The sequence below is a fragment of the Streptomyces sp. NPDC091649 genome (genome assembly GCF_044756785.1).
GTDB lineage: Bacteria > Actinomycetota > Actinomycetes > Streptomycetales > Streptomycetaceae > Streptomyces.
In genome coordinates, this window is sequence record NZ_JBIVTR010000004.1 from 270,713 (window position 1) to 290,589 (window position 19,877).

Here is a 19,877-nt window from a genome sequence, read left to right on the forward strand (position 1 = left end):
CTGGGCCGGCCCGCGCGCCCGCCCCCTTCTCTTCGTCCTCCGCCCCCTCACTTCTGGAGTGTCACTCTCATGACCGCTGTCGATGCCCGTCCGGCGACCTCCGCGGGTCCCCGCCCCGAGACCGTGGCGGGACTCCGCTTCCCCACCGAGTTCCGCTGGGGGACGGCCACCGCCGCCTACCAGATCGAGGGCGGGGCGGCCGAGGACGGCCGTACACCGTCCATCTGGGACACCTTCAGCCGGACGCCCGGCAAGGTGCGCAACGGCGACACCGGCGACATCGCCGCCGACCACCTGCACCGGATGCCGGACGACGTACGCCTGATGAAGGAACTCGGCGTCACCGACTACCGGTTCTCCGTCTCCTGGCCCCGGGTCCAGCCGACCGGCCGGGGCCCCGCCGTCGAGCGCGGCCTGGACTTCTACCGTCGCCTGGTGGACGAGCTGCTGGCGGCCGGGATCAGACCGGTCGCGACGCTCTACCACTGGGACCTCCCGCAGGAGCTGGAGGACGCGGGCGGCTGGCCGGAGCGGGACACCGCGCACCGGTTCGCGGAGTACGCGGGCCTGGTCGCCGGGGCGCTGGGCGACCGGGTGCCGACCTGGACGACGCTCAACGAGCCCTGGTGCGCGGCCTTCCTGGGGTACGGGAACGGGGTCCACGCGCCCGGCCGGACCAGCGACCTCGCGGCCCTGCGCGCCGCGCACCACCTGAACCTCGCACACGGGGCGGGCGCGCGGGTCCTGCGCGACCGCCTCCCGGAGACGGCCGAGATCTCCCTGACCCTGAACCTCCACGCCCTGCGGCCCCTGAGCGACACCGGGGCGGACCGGGACGCGGTGCGCCGGATCGACGCGGTGGCGAACCGGATCTTCCTGGACCCGGTCTTCCACGGCCGGCTGCCGCGGGACCTGGTCGACGATACGGCGGCGGTGACGGACTGGTCGTTCGTCCGGGACGGCGACCTGGAAGTGACCTCCACCCCGATCGACTCGCTGGGCATCAACTACTACTCCCCCAGCGTCGTTTCGGCGGGTTCCTCGGAGTCCCCCTCCCCGTGGGCGGGCGCCGAGAAGCACGTGGCGTTCAGCCCGGCGGCGGGCCCCCGCACCGCGATGGACTGGCCGGTCGACGCGAACGGCCTGTACGAGCTGCTGACCCGCCTCCGCGACGAACTCCCCTACGTTCCGCTGCTGGTGACGGAGAACGGGGCGGCGTACGACGACTACGCCGACCCGGAGGGCGACGTCCACGACCCGGAGCGGGTGGCGTACCTGGACGCCCACCTCACGGCCGTGCACCGGGCGATCGCGGACGGGGCCGACGTACGCGGGTACTTCCTGTGGTCGCTGCTGGACAACTTCGAGTGGGCGTACGGCTACAGCAAGCGGTTCGGCATCGTCCACGTCGACTTCGCGTCCCAGCGCCGCACGGCGAAGGACAGCGCGCGGTGGTACGCGGAGGTGATCGCGCGGGGCGGGCTGGAGAGCTGAACCGGAGCGGGTAGCCGGGCGGCGCTTGGAGCCGGAGGCTGGGCGGCCGGAGGACGGGCGGCCGGGAGCCGGGCGGCCGGGAGCCGGGCCCTGGGGTGCGGGTTCCAAGAGCCGGGGTCCGGGGCCCCCGGGTCCGGCTTTCGTGGTCCGGGGCCCCGGGGTCCCGGGCCCGGCATTCGGCTTCCAGGTTCCGGCTTTCGGCCTTCGGCGGGCCCCGGGGGCGCGCGCCTCCGGGGCCCCGCCCTGTGCTCGGCGTGTGCCCTGCGACTGCTCGGCGGCGTGTACCTGGCCCGCCCTCTGCGGTGCACGGCGTGGAGTGGGAGCGCGGGGCGGGCAGCGGGGGGCTGGGCAGCGGGGGAGGGGCCGCACGGGATGGGCCGGGCCGCCCGGACGGTGCGCGTTTTCGCCGGGAATCGGCCGGGCTGGTTTCGGCCGGATGAATCACCGGTGGCATCCGGCGCGCCAGTGGGCAGCGGGCCCACCGGACGACCGGGCGACCATATGGCTCGAAGTGGCCGTGGAGGACGACGCCCGGCCCGCGGCCCCGAGGCGCGACGGGGCCCGCGCCGGCAGAACGGGGCAGCTCAGCGGAGGGGCGGGCCGGAGTCCGCCCCCGCCGGTGAACCGGGGGCGGCCCCGCCGGGCCCCGTATCCGCGCCCCCGGTTTCCCCGCGCCGCACACGATCGCGGTCAACACCGACCGCGCTGGTGCAACATGGCGCGAATGCGTCTCCTCCGACAGGGGCCGCTCCGCAGACCTCTTGACCTGCCGACCCCCGTCCGTATGGTCTAGACCAAGCAATGAGAGGCAGTCGGCGGTGGCGCTCGTATGCCGCCCCTGCCTCGCCATATATCCGGCCAGGCGCGTTCGACCTCCCCTTCTTCCCGATCCTCCAGCTGAGGAGAACCGCATGAGCAGCCAGAGAAGCGGGCCGTAGTGCAGGGGCCGGAGACCGACGGGTATGCGGCGGCAGCCCTCCTCGTCGGCAGGGCGCGGGCACCCGGCCGCGCCTCCTCCTCACCGCGGGAACGCCGAACGCTCCACGCCGCGGCCGGCGTCCGCCACACGGAAGTCGGCCTCCGCCGCACGACAGTCGGCTTTCACCACACCGCAGTTGACGACCCGGAAGCCGGGGCCGCCGGCAGCTGACCACCGCCCCGGGGAACGGGCCCGAGCGAAGGGCCCGCGCCGCCACCCCCCGCGTCGGGCGACGAAGCGACAGGGCAACGAAGCAAGAGCAACGGAGCCGACGCTTCCCGTACTCACCCACAGGCGCTCCGCGTACCCGCGCGGGCCGCCCATGCACGCTTTCCCACCCCCACGGACACAGCGGGAGATCGCACATGAGGAGTCACACCGCCGAGCCGAGCCCGCCCCAGCCCGGCACCGCATCCGAACCCTCGCCCGACCCGGCCGGTTTCGGCCGCGTACGCCCGTCGACGGCCGCCGTACGGACCCTCCGGCGGCTCGCGGACCACGTCAACACACGCGCCCGGGTCCTGCTGAGGGTGACGGTGGGCATCGTCTTCCTCGGCTTCGGCGTCCTGAAGCTGTTCCCCTCGGCCAGCCCCGCGGAACAGCTGGCCGTCGACGCGGCGGTGAAGATGACGCTGGGGCTCGTACCGGAGACGGGGCTACTGCTCTCGCTAGCGGCCCTGGAGACGGCCATCGGGATCGGCCTGATCACCGGCCTGCTGCTGCGCCCCACGCTCATCGCGTTCTTTCTCCACATGGGCGGCGTCTTCTCGACCCTCTTCCTCCTGCCCGACGCGATGTGGCAGCCCCACTCCCCCGCCCCGACCATGGAGGGGCAGTACGTCGTCAAGAACGTGATCCTGGTGGCCGTGTGCCTGGTCGTGGCGGCGGATGAATGGGGGCGGGGATCCCGGTCACGGAGGCCGGACGGGACGGACCGCGACCGTACGACGGCAGGATGAGCGGAGCCGGGTCGGGCCGGGTCGGGTCCGGTCCGGTTCGCCGGACCAGTCCCGGGCAGGGCCTCGGCCTCCGGGCGCTCCGGGCGCTCCGGGCGCTCCGGGCGCTCCGGGCGTAGCACCCGGAGGGCGGCGGTGCCAGCGGTCACCCCACGTGGGCCGGCACCTCGGCGAGCTGTTGCGGGGTGGCCACGGGGCGCGGGCCGCGGAGCATGGTCGCGGCGATGACCGCCGCGACCACCAGGGTGACGGCGGTGGCGAGGAACACCGCGGAGTAGCCCTCGGTGAGGGCGGTCGCCCGGCCGCCACCGGCGGCGGCGGACCGTTCGACGGCACCGAGGTAGATCGTGGTGAACACCGACAGGCCCACACATCCGCCGATCTGCATGGCGGAGTTCACGAGGGCCGATGCCGCCCCCGCGTCGGCGTGGCCGACGCCGGCGAGAGCGACGTTCTGCACGGGGATGATCACGAACGCGATGCCGATGCCCACGACCACGAGGCCGCCGAAGACCTCTGTCCAGTAACTTCCCTCAGCGGTGATGAAGGTCAGCCACAGCATCCCGGCGGCAGCGATGAGCGGCCCGCCCGTCATCAGCACACGCGGGCCCTGAACGGGCAGCAGCCGGGCGGCCACGGGCGCCGTGATCATGGTGGCGAAGGTCATCGCGAGGCTCGCGAGTCCGGCCATCAGCGGGGAGAGCCCGAGGACGATCTGCAGGTGGAACATCAGGTAGAGGGTCATCCCGATGTAGACGGCCCCGATGGTCGCCTGGATGAGGAACGCTCCGGCGCGGGCGCGATCACGCACGACCCGCAGCGGCAGCAGCGGCTGCGCGACGCGGGCTTCGATCCACACGAACGCCGCCAGCAGCACCAGGCCACCGGCGAGGAAGCCGATGGTGTCGGGCTCGGTCCACCCGGACTCGGCCAGGGTGAACCCGTAGACCAGGGCGGCCAGGCCGAGGGTGACGGCCAGGGTCCCCCAGACGTCGTACCGGTTGTCGCCCTCGACGCGGCTCTCGGAGACGAACAGCAGCGCGCCGATCAGGCCGACGACGGCGAAGACGATGTTGACCAGCAGGCACCACCGCCAGTCGGCGAATTCGGTCAGGACGCCGCCCAGCGCCAGGCCCACGGCGGCACCGGTGCCCGCGACGGTACCGAAGACCGCGAACGCCGTCCCGCGCTCGCGCCCGGCCGGAAACGTGACCGTCAGCAACGCGAGCGCCGCAGGCGCCAGCAGCGCGGCGAACACCCCCTGCAAACCGCGCGCCACGATCAGCTCGGTCCCGCTCTGCGCGAGACCGCCCCACACGGAGGCGAGACCGAACCCGAGCATCCCGACCATGTAACTGCGCTTACGGCCCCAGTAGTCGGCGATACGCCCGCCGAGCAGCAGCAACGCGCCGAAGGCCAGGACGTAGGCGGTGATGACCCACTGCCGCTCGGTGTCGCTCAGCTCCAGTTCGAGCTGTGCCTGGGGCAGGGCCACGTTCACGATGGTCGCGTCGAGCACGACCACCAACTGCGTCAGGGCGATCACCGTCAGCGCCCACCATCGGCGGGGGTCAGGAGCTGCGGGCAGGGACGGCGAGACAGACATGAAGAAACCTCCGGGGTTCTGTCCAACGAGCGCCGGAGGTTTCAAGCCTCGGACCAGACACCGGACGGCCGGGTCTGACCACCTCGACCATGGGGCCGAGCACATCCATCCTAACCACCCGTTTCCCCCCGCTCCGCGCCACAGAAGGCCGTGATTCGGCTCACAGGGCGAGCTCACTCCCCCGCCGAATCCGTGCCGGCACCTGAATCTCACGGCAGAAATGGCACCGGCCCGCCCCGCCCCGAGCCTTCGGCGACGAGCCCTGCGGGCACCTGGCCGGGCGTGCGTGCGCAGCTACAAGATCGCTGCTGCCCAATCGCGCAAGCTTCGCCCGCACAGGCCGGATCGAGAGCCATGATGGAGTCATGCACCTTGGCCCCGGCCCGCCCCCGTTCGGGGGGCGGTGCGCCCGCGAACGGGACGATGGGGCTGCACGATCGGCCTCCGGGAGCCATGAGAGGAGGTGGGCGATATGCCCGTTTCTCGGGAAGTGGTGAAAAACAACCCTCCGGCCGCATAAACCCGCAGGTCACGAACTGTCCTCCCCGCGCGTGCGGGGGTGTTCCCACGCCTCCGAGCACCGACCGGGGCCTGTGGCAGTCCTCCCCGCGCGTGCGGGGGTGTTCCCTGCCCGGTGGCCGGGTTGTAGTCCAGACCGTCGTCCTCCCCGCGCGTGCGGGGCTGTTCCTGGCGCAGGACGCCCCCCGCGCCCTCGGTGACTCGTGATACTGGGCGACCGCGGTTACGACCACCACGAGTACCCCAGCCCCGTCCGGGGACCTCGGTGTAAAACCGCCCCTCGCCAGCCGGGGCACCGAGCACGGCTCCGGACCGGGCACCGGGCACCGGGCACCGGGCACCCAACGATGGGACGCAGAGGGCGCGTTCGCTCACCTGCGTTGGTACCGGGCGGCCGAGGTCCCGCTGGGAGGTACGCGGCGACGCCCGTGCAGCCTTCCTCGTCCTCGGATGCGCACTCATCCACTGGGGGCGTCCGAACGCACCGCGTACCAGCGGATGATCGCGCTTCCGCCACTCGGGGGAAAGCACGTCGTGGCGACGGTACCCAGGCGTGACGCCTGGACGCCCGCCACAGGAGCACGGTGGACACGGCCGACGACAGCCGTTGGCCAGTGAGAACACTGGGCGGGAGTGGAAATGGCGCGCGTGGTGACGCCAAGGGCAGCTCGGATGGTCGTGGCGCTGGGCAGTGCGGCTGCCGCGCCCTATGTCGCTATGAAGATGTACTGGGCGTTCGGCGGCAGGGCGGGGCTTGCGGACGGGTTCGATGTGGCGGGCGAGTTCGAGAGGAACGGTGCTCCCGAGGCGTTGGTGTGGCTGGAACGACACGGCATCGACTTCACGGCCGTGCTGGCGCTGATGGGGGTGATGCTGGCATTCGCCCTCGTCCGGCCATGGGGACGAAGGCTCCCTCGGTGGCTGTTGCTTCCCCCGGCCTGGGCGGGAACGCTGTTGATCCCTTGGGGCCTGCTGACCGCCGTAGCCGCCCTCGCCGGCAACAGCGGTGATGCCACGCCTTCGGTGACGCAGTGGGTGGTGCCCGCCGGCGTCGGCGCTTTCCTGGGCATCGGAACAGCCCTGGGCGTCGGAGCCTGGTCACGCCTGAACCGACACACCGTCACCGAAAGCATGCCTTGTTGAAGCGGGCGTGCGATAGCCGGGCCGCGTCCTCGCGGGCAGTCCGGGGCTTGGACCATGCCGTCCCGCACCCGAATCGTCACTCCCACGATGATCCGACCGACGCAGAGATCACAGCGAGGAGTACCTGCGACCCCCCTCACACGCGAGGGACGAGCACAGGACGTGCACGGCCTTGCCACGAGGGTCAGTTCGGTTGTGAAGGCGACCGCGTCGGGCCCGGTCGCGCGCCGGAGCGACGCCGCCGGCTACGAGGCGAGCAGCACGTGCCGGGCATCAGGCAGGGCCGGCCGGTCCTGGACGGCACTCTCCGGCCGGCTGATGTCGGCCCAGACCGCGTCGAGGGACAGCCCGAGGGTGTCGGCGATCGCCGCGATGGTCGGAAAGGCGGGGGTGGCCACGCGGCCCGATTCGATCTTTCGGAGCGTCTCCGGCGAGATGCCCGCGGCGAGCGCGACGTCGAGCATCGAGCGGCGGCCCCGGGCCCGGCGGAGCAGGGCGCCGAGACGCTGTCCGCGTTCGACCTCGGCGGGAGTGAGCGGCAACCTGACCATTCACCCATTCTAATACCGGTACAGTTAGACCGGTATAGTTATTGGAAGCACGTGAGAGGTCCCCCGTGATTGAGATCCTGAACTCCACCCGGCTCGATCGGGCCAAGGACACCGGAGCGTTGGTCGGCCACATCCTGCACACGCTGAAGCGGCGCAGCACGGTCGGCACGAACCTTCTGGACATCGACCAGTGGGCCAAGGAAATGATCACCGAAGCCGGGGCGCAGTCGTGTTACGTCGACTATGCGCCGTCCTTCGGTCGCGGCCCGTTCGGCCACTACATCTGTACGGCCGTCAACGACGCCGTACTCCATGGCCGGCCCCACAACTACACGCTCACCGACGGCGACCTGCTGACGCTCGACCTGGCCGTCTCCCTGCGCGGAGTGGCCTCGGATTCCGCGATCAGCTTCCTCGTGGGCAAGGCCCGGCCGGCAGAGAGCGTCGCGATGATCGAGACGACCGAACGCGCGCTGGCGGCGGGCATCGCCGCAGCCAGGCCGGGTGCACGCGTCGGCGACCTCTCCCACGCCATCGGTACGGTCCTCGGCGAAGCCGGCTACCCGATCAACGTGGAGTTCGGCGGCCACGGCATCGGGTCGACCATGCATCAGGACCCGCACGTCCCGAACACCGGGCGGCCCGGCCGTGGCTACAAGCTGCGCCCCGGACTGCTTCTGGCCCTGGAGCCCTGGGTCATGGCCGACACCGCCACGCTCGTCACCGACGCCGACGGCTGGACGCTGCGCAGCGCGACGGGTTGCCGGACGGCACACAGCGAGCACACCATCGCCATCACTGACGACGGAGCCGAGATCCTCACCCTGCCCCCGGAGGCGTAGCCGTCGAGTAGGCAGCAGCACCCCCAAGCCGCCCCGGGCCTGCGGGCGGCGGGTCAGTGGGCCAGCGGGTCGGCAGGTCGGTGGGCCAGCCGGCGAGGGGCGGTGGGTCAGCGGCCCCTCGTTCACGCGTGCGCGGATCGCCGGCCTCGCACCCTGCCCGGAGAGAGGACGCCCGGGCGTGCCGTTCTCCGGCCCCGAGCACGCGGTGGGCGTCCTCATCGACGCCTGCGGCCCCTCCTCCCTCTCGGCCCCGGCCCGGGGAGACGTCTAAAGTCCGCCACGCCCCGTAACGCGCCTGTGTGCTCGGCGCGGGTACCGGGCGGGGGCGGTGAACTCACCCCGCCCACCGTCCCGTCAGGAACGTCAGCGCGACGAGCGTCGTCAGGGGGGCGGCCACGCACAGGTACGCGGCCCTGAACCACGGGCGGCGCAGGGTCAGCGCCGCCAGGCCGATCCACAGCGGCCACCACAGCAGCGTCGCGCGCGGGATGGACGTGTACCAGTACGAGGTGCCCAGGGCCCACAGGCTGAGGGCCACGTACACCGCCTCGGGCCAGCGGCGGCGGCGCAGGAGGACGGCTACCAGCGCCAGGCCCACCAGCATCGCCGCCAACTCGGCCTGGAACATGAACGCGTATCCCGTGGACTGCGACTGGCCGAACGCCCCGTGCCAGGTGTTCCCCCACGCCTCCCAGGGAGTGTGGAACGTGCGGTACCAACCGCGTTCCTGAGCGTGCTTCCAGGCCATCCAGTCGCCCGTGTGCGTGTGCAGGTACCAGCTGTACGCCGCCGGGGGCAGCGCCGGAAGCAACATCCAGCCCGCCCCCCGCCAGCTCCGCCGGCCCTGCAAGCCCTGCCGTTCCTGCCGGACCTGCCGGCCCTGCCGGTCCTGCTGATCCCGCCGGTTACGGACGGACAGCAGGAAGAGCAGGGCGATGGCTGCGGCGAGGAACAGGCCGCTGACGCGCACCGTCGTCGCCAGCGCGGTCAGCACGGCGGCGAGCGCCCAGCGGTACCGCGCGGCGGCGAGCCAGGCCGGCAGCGCGAACGCGAGGAACAGCGCCTCCGTGTAGCCGGCCGCCAGGAAGACCGCGCAGGGCGAGAGCAGGAAGAGGACGGCCGTCCGGTGGCCCGCCGCGTCCTCCGGCAGGTACGCCCGCGCGATACGGGCCAGGGCCAGTACGGCCACCGCGCCCGCGACGAACGAGACCAGCAGTCCGGCCGCCGTCCAGTCAGGGACGACGGTGTGCACGGCGCGCAGGACGAGGGGATAGCCCGGGAAGAACGCCTCCCGGTTGTCCCAGCCGCTCGTCCAGGGACCCGCGCCTGCGGGGAAGTATCCGTCGCGCGCTATGTGGAGGTAGTGGTTCGCGTCCCACCGCTGAAAGGGCGCGAGGACGGGTGCCGCCTCCCGCGTGCCGGAGCGGGCCGGAAACAGCCAGCGGGCGAAGTGGGCGGTGATCCACAGGGATATTCGGGTCAGGAGGTACAGCCACAGCACGCCCCGGTCGGCGGGGGTCAGGAGGTCCGCCACCCGGCGGAACCGCCCTGTCCGGGGCTCGGGGGCGACAACGGTCCCGACGGTCCGGGGCTCAGAGCGCGCGGGCCCCCGGGGCTCGGGCGGTGCTGGGCGGGGTGCTTCTGGCCGCAGACCGGGGGAAAGCGTGGACAACTCAGGCACCTTTCGGGCGCGCCTCGCGGTACGTCGAGGCGTACGGGACCACCCGGTCGAGTCGCCGGGACACGGACAGACGTGGGGAGGAGGAGAAGAAGGAAGACGAGGAGGGGGCCGGGGCTGGGCAAAGAGGGGGGAGAAGAGGGGGAGAAGGGGAAGGGGGCGCGGGCCGGGACCGCGTACGGCGAGTGCCGGGCTGCCTCGGCAGGGTGTGCGGTGAGGCGTACGCCGCCCGCGCGACGGCCGGGGTCAGGGCCTCGACGCGGCCCCATCGGTTGTCTCCGTCGGCGTCGGCGGCGATGTCGACAGCGGCGGCGATGTCGATTTCGGCGGTGGCGGCGCTCCCGAGGCCGATGTCGAGACGGAGGTGGGCGTCGATGTGGCGGTCGAGGCCGGTCCGGTGGGCCGGTCGTCGCCCGCCCCCCGGGTCCCCAGGGTCGTCGCACCCCCGGGCAGCGTGCTGTCCGGCGTCGGCGGTGAGGACCGCTCCTGCGGCAGCCGGCCGGACGGTGTCGGGGACGGGTAGCCGGGCGACGGGCCCGTGGCCGGGGCGACCGGTTCCGGCCGTAGCGGCAGCAGGCCGACCGCGACGGCTCCACCGCCGCCGACGACCAGGCACACGCCCATCGCGACCACGGCCATCCGGCGGCGCTGCGCGCGCGTTCCGCGTTCGGTGATGCTCGACACCGGGTCCGCCGCGGAGCGGGCCTGCCCGAAGTCACCGGCCTCCCGGAACAAGGACCGCAACGGATCCCGGGGTTCAGACATCAGGAGCCTCCTCGATGCGGGGGTCCCGCAGACGGTGGGCGAGCGCCGCACGTCCGCGAACCAGATGCGTCTTGATGGTGCTGCTCGAAAGTCCGGTCTCCCCGGCGATCTGCTCGACGGTGAGGTCACACAGGTAGTGCAGGGTCAGGGTCCGCCGCTGCTGAGCGGGCAGTTCGCGGAGCGCGTCGACGAGCACCACATGGCCCGGGTCCGGCGGCTCGACGTGCCGGGGCGCACCGCTCCCCCGGCCCCAGGCGTCGGCCGAACGCCGCCGGAAGCGCCAACGGCTCACCGCCAGCCGCCAGGCGACCGTACGGATCCACGCCTCGGGCTGTCCGTCACGCTCCAGGCGGGCACGCCGGACCCACGCCTTGACGAACGCCTCCTGCACGACGTCCTGCGCCTCCTGGAGGTCGCCGGTCATCACGTACAGCTGGCCTGTGAGACGCGCGACCGCCCGGGCGTAGAACTCTTCGAACTCCTCGACGGTCAAAACTTGCTCCCGGATCTTTCGCTTCACCGGGTATACGCCCGGCACTCCGCATCCGGTCGACACCACCTGCCGTCCGGCCGCGGTGACGGTCGTCACATTCCCGAACGGCGCGGGGCCGCCGCCGCCCCCGCGCGCCTCCCGAAGCTCAAGCAGCGAGATCCGAGCGCTCTTAACAGTGATGGGGTGGATGGGTCAGTTCTCCCACCCGCCCACCCTTGCTGCGAAGTTGACACTTTGTGATCGAGTTGCGACGCACGGTCGCCAGGCTCTAGCGTTCGGCAGGACCACGACCAGACAAAAGGACGACCCCCACCGGTGCACCAACACCGACAGGGGTCTCACCAACGAAGATCGGACACAACGATCCCCATGGCTGACAGCCACCTTAATGCCGACCCCTGCGCCCCTCCGGCAGCCCCTGCCGCAGCCCCGGTCGCAGCCCCTCTCGCGACGCCTCCCGCAGCCCCTGCCGCAGCCCCTCTCTCGGCCCCTCTCTCGGCCCTTCCCGCGACGCCTCCCGCGACGCTTCTCGCGGCCCCTCCCGCGAGCCCGAGGGCCGCCCACGCGATCCCCCACCCCATGGCCGGGCCCGGCTACGGCAAGCGCTCCGCCCCCGACGAACGCCCTCGCACCGACCGGGACTTCGCCCACCTGCTCCCGCGCGACGCCGCCGTGGCGGCCTACATCGACCGGCTGCCCGACGGCTCCGACATCTCTGTGAAGACCCTGGCCAAACACCTCCCGTACGGCCAGTGCGCCCTGCGCACCACCCTCAACCGGCTCCAGGGCGCGGGGCACCTGCGACGCGGCAGCGAGTGCGTGATCACGGACAAGGTCATGCTCTGGGTGACCCGGAGCTTCTTCTCCCGCACCGCACGCGAGGACGACTGGTGGAACGCCTACACCCGGGGCGACGCTCCGCCAGACGAACACCAACGCCCCACCCGGTCCCGTGCGTTCATTCTGCTGGCCGCCCTGGGCCGGACGGCCCCCGTGCTGACGCTGTCCGCCGCCGACTGCGTACACCTGGAACCGCGGGTGGCGGAGTGGTTCGCACGGGGCGCCACCGAGGCGGAACTGCTGCACGCGCTCACCCACGGCCTGCCGTCGCCCGTCCACTGCGCCGCCCGCCTCGTCGAACGGCGACTGCTCGACAAGCTGCCGCCCGAGCGGGTCCTGCCGGGCCCCCGGGCCGTCCTGCGCACCCTGGAGTGCGGCGAGTGCGGGGTCCCCGGCCCGCCCGGGGCGCTGCTCGGCGGCCTCTGCCGGCCGTGCCGGGGGGCCTCCCCGGAGCCGCCGGCCGGCCCGCCGGGGGCCGTGCGGCCGACCGGCGTACGCGACCGGATGAACGCGGTCCGGGCCGGGCTGGTTCCCCGGTCCGAAAGGGCCCGCCGATGACCGTGCGGCTCACCCGACGGGCGGGACGGCCGCCGCCATGGCCGCCTAGACGGCCCTCTCCGCGCTTCTCAAGGGCCGCCCCGTAGACCCTCCGTGGGCGTCCACCGCGAGCTGGGTCGTCGCCAGCTCCCGGTAGAGGTCGTCCGAGGCGATCAGCTCCTCGTGCGTGCCCGCCGTGCGGACCCGGCCGTCCTCCAGGACCACGATGCGGTCCGCGTGGCGGACAGTGGACAGGCGGTGCGCGATGACCAGGACCGTGGTCTGCTCCGCCAGTTCGAGGATCACGTCCCGCAGTGCCTGCTCGTTGACCGCGTCCAGTTGCGAGGTCACCTCGTCGAGGAGGAGCAGCCGGGGGCGGCGCAGGAGGGCCCGGGCGATGGCGATGCGCTGGCGTTCGCCGCCGGAGAGGGTGACGCCGCGGTGGCCGACCGCCGTGTCCAGACCCTCGGGCAGCCGGTCGACCAGCGTGTCCAGGCGGGTCCGGGAGACGGCCTCGGCCAGCGCCTCCTCCGAGGCGTCCGGTGCGGCGAAGGCGAGGTTCTCGCGGAGCGTCCCGGCCAGGACGGGCGCGTCCTGCTCCACGTAGGCGAGGGACCCCCGCAGTTCGGCCAGCGGCCAGTCGCGGATGTCCCGGCCGTCCACGGTGATCGTGCCGGAGTCGTGGTCGTAGAACCGTTCCAGCAGGCTGAACACCGTCGACTTGCCCGCCCCCGACGGGCCCACCAGCGCCACCAGACCGCCGGTCGGAACGTCGAACGTCACTCCCTTGTGGGCGGGGGCGCGCTCGTCCCCGTACCCGAACGTCACGTCCTGGAACGTGACGCCGAGCGGCGTCGAGGGCGCCTCCCGCGATACGTCCCCGGGCGCGGCGGCCGGCTCGCCGGGCAGGGACTCGACCTCGTCGATCCTGCGCACCGCGGCGAGCCCGCTCTGCAGGCCCGTCCAGCCCTCGACCAGGCCGCCGATCGGGCCCATCAGGTAGAAGAGGTAGAGCAGGAAGGCGATCAGTGACGAGATCTCCAGCGAGCCGGAGGCGACCCGCGCGCCGCCGACGCCCAGCACCGCCAGGAACGCCAGCTGGATCGACATCATCATCGTGACGTCGGAGACCGACGACCACCGCGCCACCGAGACGCCCCGGTCGTGCGCGTGCCGGGCGGCCGACGCGACGGCCGCCGTCTCCCGCTCCTCCGCCCCGCTCGCCTTGACCGTGCGGAACGCCTGGAGCACCCGGTCCAGCGCCGCGCCCATCGCGCCGACGGACTCCTGGGCGCGCAGCTGGGCCCGCTGGATGCGGGGCATCAGCAACGACGTGACGGCTCCGATGCCGACGATCACCACCAGCGTCACGCCGAGCAGCGTCAGGTCCATGTACGCCATGAAGCCGATCGTCCCCAGCAGCATCAGCACGCTGTTGAACGACTCGACCAGACCGCTGGAGAGGACCGTCCGCAGGAGGGTCGTGTCGCTGGTGACGCGTGACTGGAGGTCGCCCGGGGTCAGCCGGTCCACCGCCGGGACCTTCAACCTCATGATGCGGCCGACGAGCTGGTCGCGCGCCCGGAGGACGACGCCTTCTCCCGTACGGGCCATGAGATAGCGCCCGTACGCGGAGAGGCAGGCTCCGAGCAGCACGAGCGCGGTCAGCGTGACGAGCGGACCGGCGGGTGAGCGCTCGGCGGCGAACGCGTCGACCGCGTGCTTCGCCATCAGCGGCATCGCCAGTCCCGCCGCCGATCCGGCGAGCGAGAGCAGGCCCGCGCGGACGAGAACGCCCCGGTGCGGGCGGACCCGCGAGAGGAGGAGGCGGAGCGGGGAGGGCCCCTGCCCGCCGCCGTCGGACTTCCCGGGGGCGCCGGCAGGGGGCTTCCCGGCGGACTCCCCGGGGGAGCCCGCGGGAGGCTTCCCGGTGGGCTTCCCGGTGGGCTCCCCGGCAGACGTCGCGGCGGACTCGCCGGAGGGATTTCCGAGGGACTTGCCGGAGGACTCCCCGGCGAGATTCCCGGAGGACTCGCCGATGGGCTCCCCGGCGGGCTTCGCGGCGGCGTCCTCGGGAGGTATGCGCTCCTCGCCGTGAGCCCCGTCCGCCCGCTCAGGCGGCCTGCCCGCTTCCGCCCCTGTCGTCCCCGCCACCGTGCTCATCCCGCACCCCTTCGCCTGCCGCTGCCGCTGCCGCTACCACCATCAAGGGACGCAGATCCGCCGGTTCCGCCTTCTCCCCGACCGTGCGGCCCCCGGCCTGTACCCAAGCATGTGGGGAGAACGGAGGGGCCGCCCGCACCCCCGCGCACCACTCGGGCCAGACACCGGACATCCGGCAGGCCAGGGCGACGGCGACCGAGCGGGGCAGGCAGCCGTAACGGCCCGCGCAGCGGCGGCTGGACGTGACGACCGCCTCGAACACCTCCAGCGTCTCCGCGTACGAGGCCGGGCGCGCTCCCCGGGCGCAACCGGCCAGCACCCGGCGCAGACGGCCGGGCTTGAGGCGGGCCAGGACGAACGCGGCGGCGATGGCCGCGCGCAGCCGCACCCCGCCCGCTCCCGCGTTCCGGCGCGGCATGGTCATCTCGGTGGTCATGGGCGCAGGATCTTCGCCTCGACGAGCTGCCGGGTCAGTTCCGCGACGTCCGACTCCGCCTCCGCCCGCTCGACGTCGAACGCGGCGAGAATGCGCTCCACGGCGGTCTCGGGCGGGTGCCCCTCGGCGAGGGCTTCGACCACGATGGTGCTGGTGTCGTTCAACTGCCAGTAGCTGCCGTCCTTCTCGTCGAGGAGGACGCCGCCGTACTCGGTGGTCGTGACGGCGATGCCTTTTCTGAGCTTCAAAGCGATGCCTCGCTGGTAGAGGGCCGGTGGGGCGGGGGCCAGGCGTTCTCGGCCGTACGGAGCCAGGTCTCCCCGGCCACGGTGGAGCTGACGGAGTGCTCGACCAGGACCGGCGAGAAGGGTTCGGCGGCCAGCCGGAGCAGTCGGCGGGAGTCGACCAGGCCGCGCTCGGCGAGCCGGGAGTCCGTCCACAACTCCGCCAGCTCCCCCGCGTGTTCGCGCAGGCCCTGGTGTTCGTCCGAGGACATGTGGTCCTTCGTCGTGCGGGCCGGCAGCACGTCCGGGACCACACCGCGCATCGCCTCGACGAGCAGCGGCTTGTAGCGCCAGGGGCTGATCCGCTCCGACAGGCGTACGGCGAGGGCCGCCTCCAGGACCCGGTCGTCGTAGAAGGGCGCGGCGACCGGCAGCCCGAGCGTCATGCCGATGTCCTCCATCGCCTGGAAGTGCCGGGCTCCCATCCGTACGGCGTCGATGTCCACGTGCCGTCCGCGCCAGGGGTCGATCGGCTCGGCGTGTTCGGCGGCGGCCCGGAACTCCTCGGTGATCAGAGTGTTCGCGTGCTCGGTGAACCAGGGCCGCAGCGACTGCCGCACCCCCCAGGAGAGCAGCGGAGTGCGGGCGACGGGCTGGGGTTCGGCGGTGACCGCCCCGGCGAGCCAGCGGGGGAACGGGGAGCGGTCCAGCAGGGCCCTCACCGTGGGCAGGAGCGGCCAGCCGAGCTGGTGGCGCAGGCCGCCGAGGTGGTTCCAGGCGGTGAACGGGTTGCCGTGGAAGAGGTCCTGGTAGGCGTGGGGCAGGCCGAGGAAGAGTTCGTCGCCGCCGTAGCCGGTGAGGTGACAGCGCGAGCCGGTGGCGTGGGCGCGGCCGAGGAGGAGGTGCGCGCGGGCCCGGCCGGGGGCGACCGGGAGCGGTTCGTCGTTCAACTCGGCGGCGCAGGAGGCGAGGTCGGCGTAGAAGTAGGGGGCGTCGTCGGCGGGGATCACGTGGTGGGACAGGGCGGTGGCGTCCGCCCCGCCTCTCCGCGCCGCCGCGCCCGCCCGGGCCGGCGTGCCGTGCCGTGCCGCCTCCACCGCCCTGAGCGCCCAGGTCTCGTCCTCGCTGTAGCGGTCCCGGGCGGCCACGGTGAGGAGGGACAGCTCGGCGGGCCCGGTCGCACGCGCGGCGAACATGAGCGCGGTGGAGTCCACACCGCCGGACAGCTCGCAGCTGATCCGGTCCAGGCCGCCGACATGGGCCCGTACGGAGGCGGCGACGGCGTCACCGACCGCCCGGGCCCCCTCGGCCAGCGGGAGTTCGGCGGGCGGCGGCTCCCACCAGCGGTGTTCGGCGGGGCCGGGGACGGCGGCCGTGCCCGGTGCTGCGGCGGGCAGGGCCAGGCCGTACCCGGCGCCGGTCTCGTGCACCCCCCGCCACACGACGCGGCGGCTGAGGGGATGCGGCAGGAAGTCGAGCATGCGCAGCGCCAGCGCGCCGTCGTCCAGGGGTGCGCCGATCAGGCGGGCGAGGACGGCCGGCCGGTCGGAGGCGATGGTTCCGGCCTCCGGGTGCCGGGCGTGGTAGATCCGGCGCAGCCCGGAGGCGGTGCCCCGGATCCAGGTCTCCCCGGAGAGCCGGGCGACCACGTGGTGGAGGCCGGGCAGCCGGGCGAGGCGGCGCTCCAGGCCGGCCCGGTCCCGGGCGCCCTCCAGGAGACCGGCGAGCACGGCCTCGGGCACACGGCCGGGGCCGATGAGCACGAGGGCGTCGTCGCCCCGGCGGAGGTGGCTCACCTCGCGGACCAGCGGACGGGCGAGGACCCAGGGCCGCCCCGACGCGTGCGGGACGGCCGGCGCGCCGCCCGCCCCCGGGGGAAGCTGCCCGGCCACCGCCGCTCCCGCCGCGCTGTCCGGCAGGACGACGAAGTAGTCACGCAGATGGCCGGGCATGTTCACCTTCCGGAAGTTCTCGTACGGGTTCTCATACGGAGCGCGGGGAACCAGGAGCCGATCAGATGATGCGACGGACCCAGTACTCCTTGTACGAGCCGTAGAAGTAACCGGCGGTCTTCTTCGAAAAGTCGCCCTGCTTGAACAGCGACGGCTTCACGTAAGCCTTCTTCTGCTGCTTCATGACACCTTCCCTTATGCGCGGTTGACGACCGCTATGCCCGACTGACTGCCGCACAACAGGCGTTGCTCGTGCGACAGATGTTCACCGGAGGAACACCAGAGCCATCATGTCCCGCTGCCGAACCGGTACGCATGATTCCGACTTACCGTGCGAAGTTGGCTGGATAGCGCGAACGGCGAGACCTCCGGGGGCGGGCACTCCGGGCCGTCTCCGCCGGGTCCCGGACTGCCGGGCGGCCGCCATGTGCAGTCGCACACCGCTGAGGTGCGGGCGGGGGTGGACGCCGGGCGGACTGGACCATTGGTCGGCTGCGGTCACCGGATCGGGCGGTGAGCTGGCAGGAGACGGCGCGGTGGCCGGGAGGGACGGGAAACCAGCCGGAACGGGCCTCCGGCCGGTCCCGCCCGGCCCCGGCCCGGCGGGTGCGCGGGGCGGGCGAGCGGACGCCGTCATCGACGGGACCGCCCCGGTCCGCGCTGCCGTACGGGGAAAGAGTGCGGCAAGTAGCCATTCGGCCACGCCACCCGCACGGTGAGAGCCCCGGGGCGGCGCTCACACGGTGAGAGCCCCGGGGCGGCGCTCACACGGTGAGAGCCCCGGGGCGGCGCGCTCTCGGGGAGAGCCCGGGAGGGGCGTCGGGCGCTCAGAGCACACCACCGGGCCCCTTCTGTGCCCGGGAACGCCACAGGGCGCCGCCGAGGCCGGGAACGCCACAGGGGCGGCACCTCCGTGAGGAGATGCCGCCCCCGTGGGACGTACGCAGGACTGCGATCGGGTGGGGGGCCGGAGCCCCCGCGGCCGATCAGAAGTCCATGTCACCGCCCGGCATGCCGCCCGGAGCGGCCGCGCCGGCCTTCTCGGGCTTGTCGGCGATGACGGCCTCGGTGGTGAGGAACAGCGCGGCGATGGACGCGGCGTTCTGCAGAGCGGAGCGCGTGACCTTCGCCGGGTCGATGATGCCCTCGGCGATCATGTCGACGTACTCGCCGGACGCGGCGTTGAGGCCGTGACCGATCGGCAGGTTGCGGACCTTCTCCACGACGACGCCACCCTCAAGACCACCGTTGACGGCGATCTGCTTGAGCGGGGCCTCCAGCGCGAGCTTCACGGCGTTGGCGCCGGTAGCCTCGTCGCCCGTGAGGTCGAGCTTCTCGAAGACGGCCGAAGCCTGGAGCAGAGCCACGCCACCACCGGCGACGATGCCCTCCTCGACGGCGGCCTTGGCGTTGCGCACCGCGTCCTCGATGCGGTGCTTGCGCTCCTTGAGCTCCACCTCGGTGGCGGCGCCGGCCTTGATGACGGCCACGCCGCCGGCCAGCTTCGCCAGACGCTCCTGGAGCTTCTCGCGGTCGTAGTCCGAGTCGGAGTTCTCGATCTCGGCACGGATCTGGTTGACGCGACCCTGAACCTGGTCGCTGTCACCGGCGCCGTCGACGATCGTGGTCTCGTCCTTGGTGATGACGACCTTGCGGGCACGGCCGAGCAGGTCCAGGCCGGCGTTCTCCAGCTTGAGACCGACCTCCTCGGAGATCACGGTGCCACCGGTGAGGATGGCGATGTCCGCGAGCATGGCCTTGCGGCGGTCGCCGAAGCCCGGAGCCTTGACGGCGACGGACTTGAACGTGCCCTTGATCTTGTTGACGACCAGGGTGGAGAGCGCCTCGCCCTCGACGTCCTCGGCGATGATCAGCAGCGGCTTGCCCGACTGCATGACCTTCTCCAGCAGCGGGATGAGGTCCTTGACGCTGCCGATCTTCGAGTTGACGATCAGGATGTACGGGTCGTCGAGCGACGCCTCCATACGCTCCATGTCGGTCGCGAAGTAGGCCGAGATGTAGCCCTTGTCGAAGCGCATACCCTCGGTGAGCTCAAGCTCCAGACCGAAGGTCTGGGACTCCTCGACGGTGATGACGCCTTCCTTGCCGACCTTGTCCATCGCCTCGGCGATCTTGGCGCCGATCTCGGTGTCGGCGGCGGAGATGGAGGCGGTCGAAGCGATCTGCTCCTTGGTCTCCACGTCCTTGGCCTGCTCCAGCAGAGCGGCGGAGACGGCCTCGACGGCCTTCTCGATGCCCCGCTTGAGGGCCATCGGGTTGGCGCCTGCGGCGACGTTGCGCAGACCCTCGCGAACGAGAGCCTGAGCCAGAACGGTGGCGGTGGTCGTACCGTCGCCGGCGACGTCGTCCGTCTTCTTGGCGACCTCCTTGACCAGCTCCGCACCGATCTTCTCGTACGGGTCCTCGAGCTCGATCTCCTTGGCGATGGAAACACCATCGTTGGTGATCGTGGGCGCGCCCCACTTCTTCTCGAGGACGACGTTACGGCCCTTGGGGCCGAGGGTGACCTTGACGGCGTCGGCGAGCTGGTTCATCCCGCGCTCGAGACCGCGCCGTGCCTCCTCGTCGAACGCGATGATCTTGGCCATGTGAAGTGGTCCTCCCGGACAGGGGTGGATTCTCCGGACCGAGAGGCGCCCGCGACGGACGGCCTGCCTGCGTGGTGGTTCCTTGCCCCA

Annotated in this window: 16 protein-coding genes; 5 read left to right on the forward strand and 11 right to left on the reverse strand. The window is 72.6% G+C overall.

Annotated features, from left to right (window positions below; translation table 11 throughout):
- Positions 1 to 69: 69 nt before the first annotated feature.
- Together ACIQMU_RS10925 and ACIQMU_RS10930 are read left to right on the forward strand one after the other, a co-directional pair.
- The gene (locus tag ACIQMU_RS10925) at positions 70 to 1,494 is read left to right on the forward strand and encodes a GH1 family beta-glucosidase (protein ID WP_352239525.1); all 1,425 of its coding nucleotides are present in this window, start codon (positions 70 to 72) and stop codon (positions 1,492 to 1,494) included.
- 1,344 nt (positions 1,495 to 2,838) lie between these two features.
- Positions 2,839 to 3,432, forward strand: a complete 594-nt coding sequence (locus tag ACIQMU_RS10930) for a DoxX family protein (RefSeq protein ID WP_352239526.1) — start codon at positions 2,839 to 2,841, stop codon at positions 3,430 to 3,432.
- Positions 3,433 to 3,574: 142 nt separating this feature from the next.
- On the opposite strand, the gene ACIQMU_RS10935 is transcribed toward ACIQMU_RS10930, so the two are convergent.
- Complete coding sequence (locus ACIQMU_RS10935; protein WP_402688682.1) at positions 3,575 to 5,035, reverse strand: MFS transporter; 1,461 nt, start codon at positions 5,033 to 5,035, stop codon at positions 3,575 to 3,577.
- Between the two features lie 1,191 nt (positions 5,036 to 6,226).
- Here ACIQMU_RS10935 and ACIQMU_RS10940 point away from each other — a divergent pair.
- The gene (locus ACIQMU_RS10940; protein WP_402688683.1) at positions 6,227 to 6,697 is read left to right on the forward strand and encodes a hypothetical protein; all 471 of its coding nucleotides are present in this window, start codon (positions 6,227 to 6,229) and stop codon (positions 6,695 to 6,697) included.
- 245 nt (positions 6,698 to 6,942) lie between these two features.
- Here ACIQMU_RS10940 and ACIQMU_RS10945 read toward each other — a convergent pair whose 3' ends face one another.
- Positions 6,943 to 7,248 (reverse strand): helix-turn-helix transcriptional regulator, encoded by a 306-nt coding sequence (locus ACIQMU_RS10945; protein WP_402688684.1) that lies wholly within the window; start codon positions 7,246 to 7,248, stop codon positions 6,943 to 6,945.
- Between the two features lie 65 nt (positions 7,249 to 7,313).
- On the opposite strand from ACIQMU_RS10945, the gene map reads away from it, so the two are divergent.
- Positions 7,314 to 8,090, forward strand: coding sequence for a type I methionyl aminopeptidase (gene map / locus ACIQMU_RS10950; protein WP_402688685.1), 777 nt, complete (start codon positions 7,314 to 7,316; stop codon positions 8,088 to 8,090).
- Positions 8,091 to 8,424: 334 nt separating this feature from the next.
- On the opposite strand, the gene ACIQMU_RS10955 is transcribed toward map, so the two are convergent.
- The 3 genes from ACIQMU_RS10955 to ACIQMU_RS10965 form a co-directional block, all read right to left on the reverse strand.
- Complete coding sequence (locus tag ACIQMU_RS10955) at positions 8,425 to 9,762, reverse strand: mannosyltransferase family protein (RefSeq protein ID WP_352239531.1); 1,338 nt, start codon at positions 9,760 to 9,762, stop codon at positions 8,425 to 8,427.
- A gap of 252 nt (positions 9,763 to 10,014) precedes the next feature.
- Positions 10,015 to 10,533 carry a hypothetical protein gene (locus tag ACIQMU_RS10960; RefSeq protein WP_402688686.1) on the reverse strand — a complete coding sequence of 173 codons (519 nt, stop codon included), beginning with the start codon at positions 10,531 to 10,533 and terminating at the stop codon, positions 10,015 to 10,017.
- On the reverse strand, positions 10,526 to 11,026 hold the full coding sequence (locus ACIQMU_RS10965) for a SigE family RNA polymerase sigma factor (protein ID WP_352239534.1): 501 nt from the start codon (positions 11,024 to 11,026) through the stop codon (positions 10,526 to 10,528). The genes ACIQMU_RS10960 and ACIQMU_RS10965 overlap by 8 nt, the downstream gene beginning before the upstream one ends.
- Positions 11,027 to 11,605: 579 nt before the next feature.
- On the opposite strand from ACIQMU_RS10965, the gene ACIQMU_RS10970 reads away from it, so the two are divergent.
- Positions 11,606 to 12,424, forward strand: coding sequence for a hypothetical protein (locus ACIQMU_RS10970; RefSeq protein WP_352239535.1), 819 nt, complete (start codon positions 11,606 to 11,608; stop codon positions 12,422 to 12,424).
- A 45-nt stretch (positions 12,425 to 12,469) separates the two neighbouring features.
- Here the strand turns inward: ACIQMU_RS10970 and ACIQMU_RS10975 are convergent, their stop codons facing one another.
- The 6 genes from ACIQMU_RS10975 to groL form a co-directional block, all read right to left on the reverse strand.
- The gene (locus tag ACIQMU_RS10975) at positions 12,470 to 14,566 is read right to left on the reverse strand and encodes an ABC transporter transmembrane domain-containing protein (protein WP_352239536.1); all 2,097 of its coding nucleotides are present in this window, start codon (positions 14,564 to 14,566) and stop codon (positions 12,470 to 12,472) included.
- Positions 14,517 to 15,002 carry a lasso peptide biosynthesis B2 protein gene (locus tag ACIQMU_RS10980; RefSeq protein WP_402688687.1) on the reverse strand — a complete coding sequence of 162 codons (486 nt, stop codon included), beginning with the start codon at positions 15,000 to 15,002 and terminating at the stop codon, positions 14,517 to 14,519. The genes ACIQMU_RS10975 and ACIQMU_RS10980 overlap by 50 nt, the downstream gene beginning before the upstream one ends.
- The gene (locus tag ACIQMU_RS10985) at positions 14,999 to 15,250 is read right to left on the reverse strand and encodes a lasso peptide biosynthesis PqqD family chaperone (RefSeq protein WP_402688688.1); all 252 of its coding nucleotides are present in this window, start codon (positions 15,248 to 15,250) and stop codon (positions 14,999 to 15,001) included. The genes ACIQMU_RS10980 and ACIQMU_RS10985 overlap by 4 nt, the downstream gene beginning before the upstream one ends.
- Positions 15,247 to 17,178 (reverse strand): asparagine synthase-related protein, encoded by a 1,932-nt coding sequence (locus ACIQMU_RS10990; RefSeq protein WP_402688689.1) that lies wholly within the window; start codon positions 17,176 to 17,178, stop codon positions 15,247 to 15,249. The genes ACIQMU_RS10985 and ACIQMU_RS10990 overlap by 4 nt, the downstream gene beginning before the upstream one ends.
- Positions 17,179 to 17,239: 61 nt before the next feature.
- Complete coding sequence (locus ACIQMU_RS10995; RefSeq protein WP_018511015.1) at positions 17,240 to 17,362, reverse strand: keywimysin-related RiPP; 123 nt, start codon at positions 17,360 to 17,362, stop codon at positions 17,240 to 17,242.
- An 802-nt stretch (positions 17,363 to 18,164) separates the two neighbouring features.
- A complete protein-coding gene (gene groL, locus ACIQMU_RS11000; RefSeq protein WP_352239540.1) occupies positions 18,165 to 19,787 on the reverse strand; it encodes a chaperonin GroEL in 1,623 nt (540 codons plus the stop codon).
- Between the last annotated feature and the right edge of the window lie 90 nt (positions 19,788 to 19,877).